Annotated in this window: 11 protein-coding genes; 8 read left to right on the top strand and 3 right to left on the bottom strand. The window is 47.2% G+C overall.

The genetic code is table 11. From position 1 onward, the window contains the following. Nucleotides 1-1,173, bottom strand: a complete 1,173-nt coding sequence (locus tag ACO0K2_RS15295) for an efflux RND transporter periplasmic adaptor subunit (protein WP_423020337.1) — start codon at nt 1,171-1,173, stop codon at nt 1-3. Between the two features lie 312 nt (nt 1,174-1,485). Between ACO0K2_RS15295 and ACO0K2_RS15290 the strand changes: the two genes are divergently transcribed. The 5 genes from ACO0K2_RS15290 (at nt 1,486) to ACO0K2_RS15270 (ending at nt 6,493) form a co-directional block, all read left to right on the top strand. Then, on the top strand, nt 1,486-2,112 hold the full coding sequence (locus ACO0K2_RS15290) for a hypothetical protein (protein WP_423020335.1): 627 nt from the start codon (nt 1,486-1,488) through the stop codon (nt 2,110-2,112). Nucleotides 2,113-2,416: 304 nt separating this feature from the next. Next, complete coding sequence (locus tag ACO0K2_RS15285; RefSeq protein ID WP_423020333.1) at nt 2,417-3,448, top strand: Leu/Phe/Val dehydrogenase; 1,032 nt, start codon at nt 2,417-2,419, stop codon at nt 3,446-3,448. 87 nt (nt 3,449-3,535) lie between these two features. Continuing rightward, on the top strand, nt 3,536-4,069 hold the full coding sequence (locus ACO0K2_RS15280) for a GNAT family N-acetyltransferase (protein ID WP_423020331.1): 534 nt from the start codon (nt 3,536-3,538) through the stop codon (nt 4,067-4,069). A gap of 190 nt (nt 4,070-4,259) precedes the next feature. After that, nucleotides 4,260-5,885, top strand: a complete 1,626-nt coding sequence (locus ACO0K2_RS15275) for a response regulator (RefSeq protein ID WP_423020329.1) — start codon at nt 4,260-4,262, stop codon at nt 5,883-5,885. Then, entirely contained in the window at nt 5,882-6,493 is a 612-nt protein-coding gene (locus ACO0K2_RS15270) for a sensor histidine kinase (protein ID WP_423020327.1), read from the top strand. Before ACO0K2_RS15275 ends, ACO0K2_RS15270 begins: the two co-directional genes overlap by 4 nt. 4 nt (nt 6,494-6,497) lie before the next feature. Here the strand turns inward: ACO0K2_RS15270 and ACO0K2_RS15265 are convergent, their stop codons facing one another. Continuing rightward, a complete protein-coding gene (locus ACO0K2_RS15265) occupies nt 6,498-7,820 on the bottom strand; it encodes an ATP-binding protein (RefSeq protein ID WP_423020325.1) in 1,323 nt (440 codons plus the stop codon). Then, entirely contained in the window at nt 7,817-8,485 is a 669-nt protein-coding gene (locus ACO0K2_RS15260; protein WP_423020323.1) for a response regulator, read from the bottom strand. The genes ACO0K2_RS15265 and ACO0K2_RS15260 overlap by 4 nt, the downstream gene beginning before the upstream one ends. Nucleotides 8,486-8,951: 466 nt before the next feature. On the opposite strand from ACO0K2_RS15260, the gene ACO0K2_RS15255 reads away from it, so the two are divergent. The 3 genes from ACO0K2_RS15255 (at nt 8,952) to ACO0K2_RS15245 (ending at nt 13,336) form a co-directional block, all read left to right on the top strand. Further along, nucleotides 8,952-11,204 (top strand): TonB-dependent receptor, encoded by a 2,253-nt coding sequence (locus ACO0K2_RS15255; RefSeq protein ID WP_423020321.1) that lies wholly within the window; start codon nt 8,952-8,954, stop codon nt 11,202-11,204. A gap of 290 nt (nt 11,205-11,494) precedes the next feature. After that, on the top strand, nt 11,495-12,019 hold the full coding sequence (locus tag ACO0K2_RS15250; protein ID WP_423020319.1) for a cytochrome b: 525 nt from the start codon (nt 11,495-11,497) through the stop codon (nt 12,017-12,019). A 330-nt stretch (nt 12,020-12,349) separates the two neighbouring features. Continuing rightward, a complete protein-coding gene (locus ACO0K2_RS15245) occupies nt 12,350-13,336 on the top strand; it encodes a YncE family protein (protein WP_423020317.1) in 987 nt (328 codons plus the stop codon). The last annotated feature ends 1 nt before the right edge of the window (nt 13,337 follow it).

The following is a 13,337-nucleotide window of genomic DNA, read 5'->3' as shown; positions in this document are numbered from 1 at the left end:
TTATTTCCCTGCAGGATTGGTCACAGTTTGCGGTGCGATTTCTGGTGTAGCTTGCGGTACTTGACTTGCTGCTGAGGCCACCATCGATAGTTTCTGGCCTTCTTTGAGCGTAGAAATCGGATTACGGATCACCTGATCGCCCTCTTTTAACCCAGCCAAAATGGCATATTCACCGTGGCGCGCATCACGCTGACCGATGTGCAATGCGACTTTATTGATGTGTCCGTCTTTCGCTAACCAAGCGAACGATTTATCGCCTTCTCTCACCAATGCTGAACTTGCAATCGTCAAGGACTGCGTACTCGTTTCTTCAATCATGCCCTCTGCATAAAGACCAGAGACGCGGGGCAACGTATTGGCGTCGAAACTGACAAGCACCTCGACTTGGCGCGTTGTGGCGTTGGCAGCGAGATCAATCCGTTTCACTTTACCGCTAAACTCCTGGTCGCCGTAACCATTGATATGGAATCTGACCACTTGGCCGATGCGGACTTTATTAACTTTATCCGCCGAGACCAAGCCTTCAAATCGCAAGCTAGTCGGGTCAATGACCTTCACCAGTTCTTTACCGAGTTGCGCCGTATCACCTGGGGATACCTTACGCTCACTGACCACGCCATCAAATGGAGCGCGAATCTCGGTACGTTGCAGTTGCTGACGTGCTTGTACGGTTCGCGCCTTTGCGGCAACCAAATCGCTTTGGGTATTATTGCGACGGATTTCTGCGTCTTCAAGTTGTTGTGTCGACGTCATACCCGAAGCGCGCAAGGTCTTCAGACGTTGAAACTGTCGTTCTGCCTGGTCGAAGGTCTGCACTGCGGCGCGCTCAGCCTCCTCGGCAGAATGCAAGCTATCTTTGATTGACGTGTCATCAAGACGGACTAATAAATCTCCACGTTTGACGGTTTCGCCGTTTTCTTTAAACACCTGGAGGACAACCGATGAGAGCTCCGCGCGTAAATCGGCTTTGCGCTCAGGTTCAACGGAACCGGTAATGACTGGTCCCGAGGATAAGGCATTACTATGAATCAGGAGGAGGTCCTCCTTTGTCACTAATAAAGGCTGATCGCTGATCGTGGCAGTGGCACTCGCCTTCGCTTCTTTTGGTGCCTCCTTGCTGCACCCCGCCAGTGCGATGGTCATGGCTAACGCAATCAAACTTAGTCGTAACATGGTAAGTCTCCGAAATTGAGATGAGGTGTTCATTGATAAGCGGCGTGAGGCATGCTGTATTGCCGGCATCATCAGAAAATAAATAAATATATTTGGCTTGCCTTTTGATAACTAAGCAGTATCACTGAGAGCGGAATACCTTGTCAATCAAGCATTGATATATTCAAAAATCAAGCGGCCTGCAACCGATTGGAATGCCGATTTATACAACATAAACAACCCGCGCCGCGCCACCGTCTCACGTTGATAGCACTTGCAAATTCAGTCTAAGTCCGGTAGTCTCCGCCCTCCTTTGCTTTTCTGTCTATGTTTGTGTCTGCCTCTATTAACGCTTCTACCTCTTCACGTCCGTCTCCCTCTCAAGCGACCCTCTTAATTGCGACAGATGTCTTCGGTCATACGCCGTCAGTCTCTGGACTGGTGCGCCAACTCGGCGTCGATGCCATCGTCGTCAGTCCGTGGGAGAGTGAAGAAACAGTATTTAGAACAGAGCAAGATGCCTATCAAGCCTTCATCATCCATGGCGGCATCGCGCGGTATGCAGAAAAGCTGCGCACCGTTTGCCAGCAACACCCTTCCCTCCAGTTTGTCATTGGCTTTAGCGCCGGCGCGAGTGCGCTCTGGATCAATAGCGTATCGGAAGGCATGCAGCACATTCACAGCGCAGTATTGTTTTACGGCTCACGGATCCGTGACTATCGCGACATCACACCAGCATTCCCAACACGGTTGATTTTTGCAGAACAAGAAGCTGCCTTCTCCGTCCAAGAACTGGTAAGTGACCTCCATCAACGTGGCCATCAGGCAGAGCTTGTGAAAGGCACAAAACACGGTTTTATGAATGCCTACTCACGCGGCTATTGCGTCAAATCGCAAACAAAGCTGACGGCAGAGCTCGTTCACTGGTTAAACGCCACCAATAACAAGGCTGCCGCCTAAGAGCGCTGCCTGACCAGCGGCACACCCTCGTCGATGACACGCCCAATAAGAAACCGCAAAGCAATGGTTTGTACACACCAATTAAATATCAAATTAACAATTATATTTGAGTAAAAGCCCTGTCCTCCTTTATACTTCGCCGCGCGTGACACAATCACCAAGCAGTAGCAATATTGACAACAACCAGTCACTATTGTTTGTTTCAGTGTTTTTACCCATTGCCTCTACTTTCATTCACTTTTTGCGGAATACGATTCAGCCTTACCCGGCATGGTGAGTCAGCCTTCCGCGCGGAGCCATAAGCATGACCGCTTTTGTATTTAACGAAATTAATTTTGACAACCACGAACAAGTCGTTTTCGCGTCCGAAGCGAAATCTGGCCTGAAAGCAATTATTGCCGTTCACAACACCAATCTTGGCCCTGCTATGGGCGGATGCCGGATGTGGAACTATGCAAGCGAAGCCGAAGCAGTCCGTGACGTGCTGCGCCTTTCCCGCGGTATGACCTATAAAAATGCCGTTGCTGGCCTGCCCATTGGTGGCGGAAAAAGCGTCATCATCGGCAATCCAAAAACAGATAAAACCCCTGCTTTGTTTGAAGCATTGGGTGAAGCACTAGAGCGTCTCGGTGGTCGTTATGTGACAGCCGAAGACGTCGGCACCAGCCCAGCCGATATGGCGAGCGTTGCGAGCAAGACAAAGTATGTGGCCGGCCTCGGTGATCGTGGTGACCCATCGCCATTTACCGCCCTAGGTTGCTTTGTTGGTGCCCAAGCAGCCGTTAAACATCAATTGAAACGTGACTCAATGGAAGGCCTGACTGTTGCACTTCAAGGTCTGGGACACGTTGGCTACGACTATGCCCGCCGCTTGAAAGAAGCGGGTGCGCGATTAATCGTTGCAGATATTGATCAGGCAGCACTCAAACGTGCGCAAGAAGAATTACATGCAGAAGTCGTTGGCATCGATGCGATTTACGATGTTGACGCTGACATCTACGCGCCATGTGCACTGGGTGCAACGTTAAACGACAATACCCTGTCACGACTGAAAGCAAAAATCGTCGCTGGTGCCGCCAACAACCAGTTAGCAACACCAGAGATCGGTGAAGCTTGCCGTCAAAAGGGCATTTTGTACGCTCCAGATTTCGTCATTAATGCAGGCGGCATTATCAAGGTTTGCTACGAATACCTCAATACACCAGAAGATGGCATGGATGCGCATGTCCGTCGTATTGGCGACACGTTAGCCGAAATCTTTGCTCGTGCTGATGCTGAGGGTCAAGCAACAAGTGTTGTTGCGGATCGTATCGCTGAGCTGAAGTTCAAACGCTAAGCACGACACTGCGACTGCTATGACGCCACCTGTGCAAAACAGGTGGCATTTTTTTTGGTATGTTCGCAGTATGGAAAGGACTTCCTCATGACCATCCTCATCACACAACGTTTGCGTTTAGAGCCCATCAATGACCATCATCTGGAGGGACTGTGTCGTTTAAATAGCGATCCGTTAGTCATGCGCTTTATTTCTGGTGTCCCTGAAACACGCGAGCAAACCATGGAAATGATTGTCCGAGTCAAAGACCGTTGGGCTGAATTTGGCTATTCATGGTGGGCCTTTATTGATGCGCAGACCGAGGATCTCATCGGTGCTGGCTGCATTCAACATCTCGGTCGCGACCGCGCCAATCCCCTAGAGATTGGATGGCGTCTAAGTACCGACAAATGGGGCCAAGGCTATGCCACTGAGGCTGCCTACGCGATGGCACGCTTTGCATTTGACGACCTCCACGCGCCGCTTCTTTGCGCGATTTGTTTACCTGAAAATACCGCCTCATCCCATGTCATGCAAAAACTAGGCATGACGTATAAGGGGATGGAACGCTGGCATGAGAAAGACACGGCCGTCTATACTATTTCCAGAGAGAATTGGAAAAAACGTTCCGCACAGAAATAGCCGAAAAAGCGCCCCAACACCCTCTTACTCCGCCACTCTAATCAACTATCGCTAATCCTAGCGATGTACACCGCTACATGCCTCAATTATGGTCAGAGTCATTCCATTAATAGAGACATAACAAGCACGCCAGACTCCCTGATCCTTTTGAATACAACGTCAGAAAAAGAGTACTGCGGCATCGACAGCAATGAAAAAACCAATTTCATACCGCGACAAACGCATCCTCATCATTGATGACATGGCAGACATGCGAAACTCATTGCGCAGCCAGATGAGCGCGCTAGAAATTACGCAGGTCAATGTTATCGCCACTGTCCGCGAGGCACTGGAACTACTTACACATAAGCAATTTGACGTTATTCTGTGCGACTATTACCTCGGTGGATCCACCGATGGTCAGCAGTTTCTGGAATATTTGAGACTCGAAAATCTCATTAAGCGCACTGTGGTATTCATCATGATCACAGCAGAAACGGGATATAGCAGCATCATCACAGCCGCAGAATGTCTGCCCGATGACTATTTACTCAAACCATTTACCGCCGAAACACTGCGCCTCCGTTTTGAGCGTTTAGTCGAAAAGAAAATACGTCTGCAAAAAATTGACCATTTTTACGATATTGCAGACTGGTCAGAGGTAGCGAACGCCTGTGATGCAGTGATTCAGCAGCCAGATAAGTTTTTACTCGATGCCATGCGTATCAAAGGTCATGCATTATTGATGGCTGATCGAAGCAAGGATGCAATTAGCTTTTATGAGGAAGTGCTCTCGCATCGCCGACTCCCTTGGGCGCGCTTAGGACTGGCCCGCGCAAACAAAGCGGAAGGAGAATTTGCCATCGCAAAGCAAATCCTCAATGAACTCATCAACGATACACCACAGCTACTGTCAGCGTACGACTTGCTCGGAAAAATTTATAACGACAGTGGCGACACCGCCAATGCAATGACGATCCTTGAAAAAGCGAGTGATATCGCTCCTAACTCCTTAAAGCGACAGCGGTCTATCGTCGAGTTAGCGGAACGGACAGGCGACTTCAAGCGTGTCGAGTCGATTCTGACATCCGTCGTCAAAAAAACAAAAAATTCCCCCCTTCGCAATCCGTCTGATTACGCAAAGCTCAGTAACGCATATTTGGAACAGGACGACATTCAAAAAGCAGCCGCCACAATTGATGAGGGTAAAACGTTTTTTAAAGAATCCTCAAAAATGCGCGCCTTATCAGCGGTGGAGGCGCAAGTGATGCATAAAATAGGAAAACCAGATCTTGCCGCTCAAGCACTACAACAAGCGCTGGAAGGTGGCACCAACGGTATCTCTGATGATTTGGCATTAACAATAGCAAAAGCATGCCTCGTTAATGGTGAAACGGCGCAAGCAGCCAGCATGATGAAACACCTCTTGCAGAACAATCCCGAATCGGAGGTCATTATCAACGCGATCTCTCACGTATACAAAGATTACGGTGGTGAAGAGGCGACAAAAGCATTGATTGAGCAATCCGCACAAGAAGTCGTCAAACTCAATAATGACGCGGTTCTCAAAGCGAAAGCGGGTGCGTATTCAGAAGCTGCGCGCATGTTGACTGACGCAGCGCTTCGACTACCAAACAACCTTCATATTCTCGCCAACGCCTCCTTGGCTTTGCTTGTTGATGTACTGATGAATGAATTTGATATCGATAAAATTGAACAGTCAAAACTCTTCACCAACACCATCAGAAAAACCAACAAAGATCATCCAAAGCTCAAGGAAATTGCCCAGTTTTTACTGAAAATTCAAACTAAATATCCCTCTGAATCCGTATCATGAGTATGATCGCTATTGCTAGTTTGACGATTCACGATGTCAAAAATAAATTAGCAAGTATCGCTGGTGTCGCCGAAATGCATGGTGACGAAGATACCGTACGCGCCATGTTGCATGCGTCAGAATTATTGACACAACTCTTGGTCTTTTTCCGTGCAGAACATCATGATTTAGCACTCAATATCGCGCCACATACGCCCGAAGACTTAATCGCTGAAATTGCGATTAACCAATACACAAAGCGCCAAATTGTCGTGTGTACCGATACCAGTAACGCACCTGCGATCTGGATGTATGATGAAGCATTAATTCGCATGATTCTGATGAACGCCTTGCAAAATGCGCTGCGTTATGCGCACCGTGGCGTCGCTATCAGTGCAAAGCAAACAGGTGATTTTCTAGAGATCTGCGTTAAGGACGATGGTCCTGGCTTTCCGTCTGAACTCATCGCCAACGAAGCATTCTCAGCGCCAGTCAGTGCACATGGCACAGGATTAGGTCTCATGCTCGCCAAGCGCGTGGCCGCTTTACATCAGCAGGGCGAGCGCCAAGGTCACATTCATTTATTTAATGAAAACGGCGCGGTCTTTATGTTGCGGCTACCAGCGTAAGTAACTAAACAGAAGTCATTCGGGCTGCAGCCTCAAATGCAATCGTCACAATCAATCCACGCCCATCGTCAGGCGCCGAAACGCTGATCTTGGCATGATGGAGATCAGCGACATTTTTAACAATCGCTAATCCAAGTCCACTACCTGATTCTCCCGTTCCTTCACAGCGATAAAACCGATCAAAAACACGCTCTCTATCCTGCGAGGGGATCCCCATACCATTATCGCTGACGCGTAATATTAGTGCTCCATCCTCCTTGGTCGCACTGACGTCAACACAACCTCCTTTGGGTGTATAGCGAATCGCGTTGTCGACCAAATTACCTAACATCACCCGCAATGCATCGTGGTTTCCTTTAATCCAGATATCTTCGTCTTGCACTTCCACACCCAGATCAATATCTTTATTTTCGGCGAGTAATGAAAAATCACCTACGACCTGACGAGCAAGCTTTGGCAGGGAAATTGTTTGATCGATCTTCTGCTCATCCATGTCGCTTTGACGAGCGAGAATGAGCAACTGCTGCACTAAATGGGTAGCGCGATTGAGGCGCTCGTGCAACTTTTTAATTCCAGATTTACGCTCATCTTCATTCTCTGTTCGCTCCACTAACTGTAACTGCAATTTCAGTGCGGCCAGCGGTGTACGCAACTCATGGGCGGCATCGGCGACAAACATTTTCTGTAATTGAATTGAGCTATCCACCCTAAAAAATAAAGCATTAATAGCATTCACAATCGGCATCATCTCAGGGGTATAACCATGCGTATCGAGCGGCTGCAATGCATCTGCTGAACGCTCCCCCAATGCTGTTGCCAAACGTGTCAATGGTTGCAGGCTGCGACCTACCACATACCAAATCAGCAATGCCAAGGTGGGAATGAGAATAAGAAACGGGATGAGGGATCTCAGTGCCAAACTGAATTCAATTTTTTCACGGTCACGAATAAGCTGTCCCACCTGTACGACTTGGCGATTATTTTCTTCGCTATATATTCGCCATGCCTTATCTGCTACTTGCACTTCAAAAAATCCCCGCTGAGTATAGAGAGGGAGATTTTTTTTGGGATTAGAAGTAAACACCATTGCACGGTCTTTGTCCCATACTTGCACAACAATTTTTTTCCCGGGATGGGTATCTGCCGTCTCACTCTGCTGAAAGGTCATGTTTGCTGGAAACGAGCGGACGATTTGCTTTAACTGGTAGTCAAATAACTCATTGGTTTCATGTCTGACTTTGAGATAGCTACCTATGCCGACTGCGAGGATCGTGACGACCATACCCGACATCAGGCCGATTAACAGTTGCTGTCGAATCGTTCTCATTGTTCAACGTGGTTCATCAATTTATAGCCAACACCGCGGACATTTTTAATGAACTCTGCGCCTAATTTTTTTCGTAGCATATGAATATAAACTTCGATCGTATTACTTTCGATATCCTCATCCCAGCCATATATTTTTTCTTCTAATTTCGCTTTGGAGATCACTTTACCCGGCGTTTCAATTAACGCCAACATCAGGTTGAATTCATTGAGCGATAAATGTATTTCCACGCCATGAAAAAATACCTCATGGGTTGATGTGTTGATCGTCAGGCCACAATGGCTCAAGGCAGGGTCTTGCGCAATATGACAGCGACGAAGCAAAGCACGAATACGTGCATATAACTCATCGAGATCAAATGGCTTGACGAGATAATCATCACCGCCCGTATCGAGCCCTTTGATTCTGTCAAAGGTCGCATCTCTGGCAGTAATGATCAATACCGCAGCAGTACCATTCTGTTGTCGATATTGCCGGAGCACTTCCAAGCCTTGCATTTTCGGTAGTCCTAAATCGAGCAGTACAACGTGATAATCGCCGTTCATCAGCGCGGACTGCGCCGCATGCCCATCCTTGACCCAGTCAACCTGATATTTTTCTTTCTGCAAGCCCTCTACCAGGCTTTCGCCAATCATCAGGTCATCCTCAATCAATAATAATTTCATGTACTTCCGTTCTTTCACCGACAGTTTTTCTACGCGTACAAGTTGTATAACACCAGCAAAAATTTAATCACGAAGGTCGCTATCTTCGCAGAATTCACGCCAATGACAAAATAATTTCACCAAGGCAATTTTTAGCATCACTGATACAAGACCGTTTAAATGCTTAAAAAAACCTTAAATTTTTCGCCCCCAGATTGAGGCATATTTTTTTCTCTTGAAAATTAAATCTTGCTTAATCAAAGCGAAAAACAACAAGACGCTTGCATATTGTCACATGTCTTTTTCTTGTCACAAAACTTTCTTAGCATGCGAGCCATCGTATGAAAAACAAAACTAAGTAAAACATTTTGAAAGTGATCAACGGAGAATCTTTTTCGCTCCAATCCTTAGTGCGCTTTTCTACCTCGACTTTATTTTGATGTTTGATGATTCGATTTTTACCTATTTCAACCCTAGGATGATTTTTATGTCTAAAGCACTTCCGTTTCCTAAGCGCTATTTGAGCCATGCGTTGTCTCTTTCCTTGTTATCTCTTGCTGTCCCAGGTGCCGTATTCGCTCAAGAAACGGTTGATCTTGGTGCCGTCGGTGCGCAAACTGGCGCTGGACAAATTGTCGAAGTCACTGCGAAAAAAGATACAGTTGCCGCCGTCGCGCCAACACAGGCTAACCTGACAGCGACAGAACCACAGTCTGTTATCTCCCGCGCCTTTATCGAACAATCTGTTGCACCAACAGGTAACTTCAATACCATCGCTGGTATTGCACCAGGCGCATCGACACAGCCGTCCTCAAATGGTCCTGGTGCAGCCGACACCAAAACAGTGTTGCGCGGTTTTCAGGATGCACAATATAACGTCACTTGGGACGGTATCCCTTTCGGCGACACAAATGACCCAACCCATCATTCGACAGCGTACTTCCCAGCGGCGGTCATTGGTGGCGTCGTTGTAGAGCGCGGTCCAGGTAACGCAAGTAACCTCGGCCAAGCTACTTATGGCGGTAGCATCAATTTGTTCTCTAAGGCACCTGCAGCAAAAGCCGGCGCTGAGCTCTATTTATCGCACGGTAACTGGAACACTAACCTGTACGGTATGGCATTAGAGACCGGTAAGTACGGTCCGAACGACGCGACATTGCAATTGAATGCACAACAAATCAAGAGCGATGGCTACCTGACGTACAACACCATGAATGGCTCAAATTTTGTCGCCAAATACCAGCAAAAAGTAGGCAGTGATTCCCGCCTCACCTTGTTTGCGACCTATAACGACATCAAAACGGCATTGCCTGATTCGACCTCCGGCGCGACATTGGCACAAGCTTCCCTATTTGGAAAAAACTACAGTCTGAATAACGACCCATCAAGCCAAGGCTATTACGGCTACAACACGGTTCATAAAGAAACCGACTTTGAATATATCCGCCTTCAAACCAAATGGGGTGATGGCTTCCAGACTGATAACAATCTCTACACCTATTTCTATAACAATAAAACCATCGCCGGACTTGATGCAACAGGTTACTTAGGTCATGGTGTTATCGCGACAGGATCAAGCACGAACACCAGTTCCTACGCCGGTGCTAAAGTGCGTGCAGGCGACGTACCTGGCTATGACAAGCTCAATGAATACCGTGTCAATGGTGATATTTTCAAAGCAACTAAAGAATTCTCTGCTGGTTTGCTGCGTACAGGTATTTGGTTGGAAGACGCTAATACGTCCCGTCATCAGTTTGGCTTGGATTTAACGACAATGACATTGCTCGATCCAACGATGTCTGGAACCGGTACTAAATTCAACCAGGGTTCAAGCTGGAAGCAATATCAACCATTCGCCGAATTTGAATGGGCAGCGACTGAATCGACCACCGTCACACCTGGCTTTAAGTACATGCACTTCACACGGAGTGTTGATGCTGTCAAAAATCAGGGATCAAGCGTGGCAGCGCACTTCTCTGAAACATTCACAGCAAGTTTGCCATACCTGACAGTGAACCAAATGATTGGTCAAAACGATTCGCTGTATGCCCAATATGCAAAAGGGATGCAAGTACCAGTGTTAGGTACAGCACTCCAGGTAGCGACACCTGCGAATACGCCAGATCCACAGACGACAACGAACTATCAATTCGGTGGCGTTCATAAATCCGATCGTTTCCAAGTCGCTGCTGATATTTACTATATTGACTTCAACAACCAAATCGCTTCCACCGTCGTTGCAGGTCAAACTGTTTTCGTCAACCAAGGTGGCACGACCTATAAAGGGTTTGAAGCAGAAGGTACTTATTTAGTTGATGGTGGCTTTGCGGTGTATGCGAACTACTCCTTGAATAGCGCAAAATTCAAGTCGGGTAATGCTGCAGGTGTGGGAACGATTGCAAAAGCGCCAAAATCGACTGCAGCATTGGGTCTGCTGTTTAACCAAGGTCCTTGGAATGCGTCTCTGATCTACAAACAGGTTGGTGAACAATACGCTGTCAACAATGAGCCAGCAGCATACAAAATTGAGGCGTATGGCAATACCGACTTGAACGTTTCTTATACTTTGGGCGACGTCTCCAAGACATTCCTCAAAAAGGTCAAAGTTCAGGTGAGTGCCTATAACGTGACGAATAGCCAAAAAGTAACGTCGATCTCCACTGGCTCGAACGCAAGCTTGGACCAATACCAATGGCAGGCACCACGTAGCTACATGGTGTCAGTCAAAGGCTATTTTTAATTCAACCTTCTGAGACCGTTGTGATGTCTGCCTAAAGCAAGATATCACCGACCGTTCATAGAAAAAGCATCGGGATAGCAATTTACCCCGGTGCTTTTTTATTTTTTAGAATGTGCTATAAAAAACGGCGCAATAAGAGCGCAATAAGGGTGCAATAAGTGTGCAAAAAGGTTACAAAAAGGGCGTAATATAAGCGAAGCCGTGAAACACCGCTTCAGCGATAGCCTCAAACAGTATCGGTTTCTCTAGTCCTTCATCAACGTAATATCGCTTCTTTATTAGGTATTTTTATGAATAATGTGTACGACAAAAAAACAATCGCCCTCCATTGGCTCTCTGCGTTATTGATTATTGGCCTTTGGTGTGCCGGTCAGAGTATCGATTGGTTTCCGAAAGGATCGGCGCGTGTCTGGGTCCGTAGTTTGCACATCCTGTTCGGTACGCTACTGGCCATCACGATCGTCTACCGCCTCTGGTGGAAATTAACAGGTAGCACGAAGCTTCCGCCTGCAACTACGGGATGGCAACAAACGCTCGCTGTATCCATGCAGCACATGCTCTACCTGGTTATTCTCGCCACCGTGTTGCTCGGCTTATTCAATACATGGGTCAGAGGTGATAACTTATTTGACCTATTCCGCCTTCCAGAATTTGCACCGGGGAATAAAGACTTACGTCATGAAGTAGAAGATTTACATGGCCTCGCAGCGAATATATTGCTGGTGCTAGCAGCGTTGCATTCGGCGGCTGGATTGGCACATCATTTTATTTTGAAAGACACAGTCTTAGCGCGCATGCTGCCAACAAAAAAGTAAGCGTCACCATTTTTACACCCGGTAGCACGCTTTTATCTATGAAGGTTAATCCGATTTTAAGCCTGCTACTGGCGTTGTGGTTTAGCCTTGAAACCATGACATGACTCGCCAGACGCCTCGATGACCTCTAAGACAGGTTGACGCTTGCTTTTAATCTGAAACATCCGACATCCATACATAAAGTGCACATCATGCGTGATGTAGTAATGGACGCATTGCAGGCAAGAAGATTGTTTTTTTTGTGGATCAGGCATCTCAGTTTTTTGTCATTTCAGCGAACGAATTTTTATTATTTTAAACGTTACTAGCAACAGTAAAGGTCATGACATCATGATGAACTTAAAAAAAGCCGCTATTGTCCTCGGTCTCAGTATTGGCTTCGGCGCGATCACTTCCGTCTCATTAGCTGCCGAAAACGCACCGGTTTTTCTGCAAAATTGGCAATTAGGTGCGCCAAGCCATTGGGATTATATTGATATCGATCCAGTTCGTCATCGTTTGTTTCTCAGCCGCGGGGATCATGTACAAGTGCTCGATCTCCCCTCTGGTCAGCCTGTCGGTGAGATTACCAATACGCTGGGGGTACATGGTATTGCGTTTGCGCAGGATCTAAAGCTGGGATTTACGAGTAATGGCAAAGCCAATACAGTCACAGTATTTGACCTCGATACACTCGCAGTGAAACAAGAAATCAAAGTCACTGGGGTCAACCCTGATGCCATTTTGTATGATGCTTTTTCTCAACAGCTCTATACCTTTAACGGTAAAACAGCAAACGTCACCGTCATCGATGCAAAAACATTGCAAGTCACAGGCACGATCGCAACGACCGGAAAGCCTGAGTTCGCAGCAAGTAATGACACTGGCAAGATTTATTTCAATGTCGAAGACAAATCACAAGTACACGTGATCGATGTCAAAACAAACAAACTCATCGCCCAATGGCCACTAACACATTGTGAAGAGCCGACCGGTCTGGCGATCGATAAAAAAAATCAACGACTGTTTTCCGTGTGTCAGAACAAAACGATGGTTGTCACTGATGCTGAAACTGGTAAGGAAGTCGCGACTGCCGCGATTGGTGGTCGTCCAGATGCGGTGATTTATGACGCAACGAATGGCATGGTGTATTCGTCGAATGGTGAGGGGTCGTTATCGGTGATAAAGCAAATCGATGCCGATCATTATGCGCCGGTAGCGACCGTCAAAACCAGTAAAGGTGCACGCACCATGGCGATGGATTTCGCTCACCACGTGATCTATCTGCCAGCACTGATTGATCAGCAGTTCACGGTGATGTCATTCGGGAATAAGTAAG

Source organism: Undibacterium sp. MH2W, from assembly GCF_049340215.1.
In the GTDB taxonomy this organism is placed as follows: domain Bacteria; phylum Pseudomonadota; class Gammaproteobacteria; order Burkholderiales; family Burkholderiaceae_D; genus Undibacterium.
This window is presented reverse-complemented; position numbering and strand designations above follow the sequence as displayed.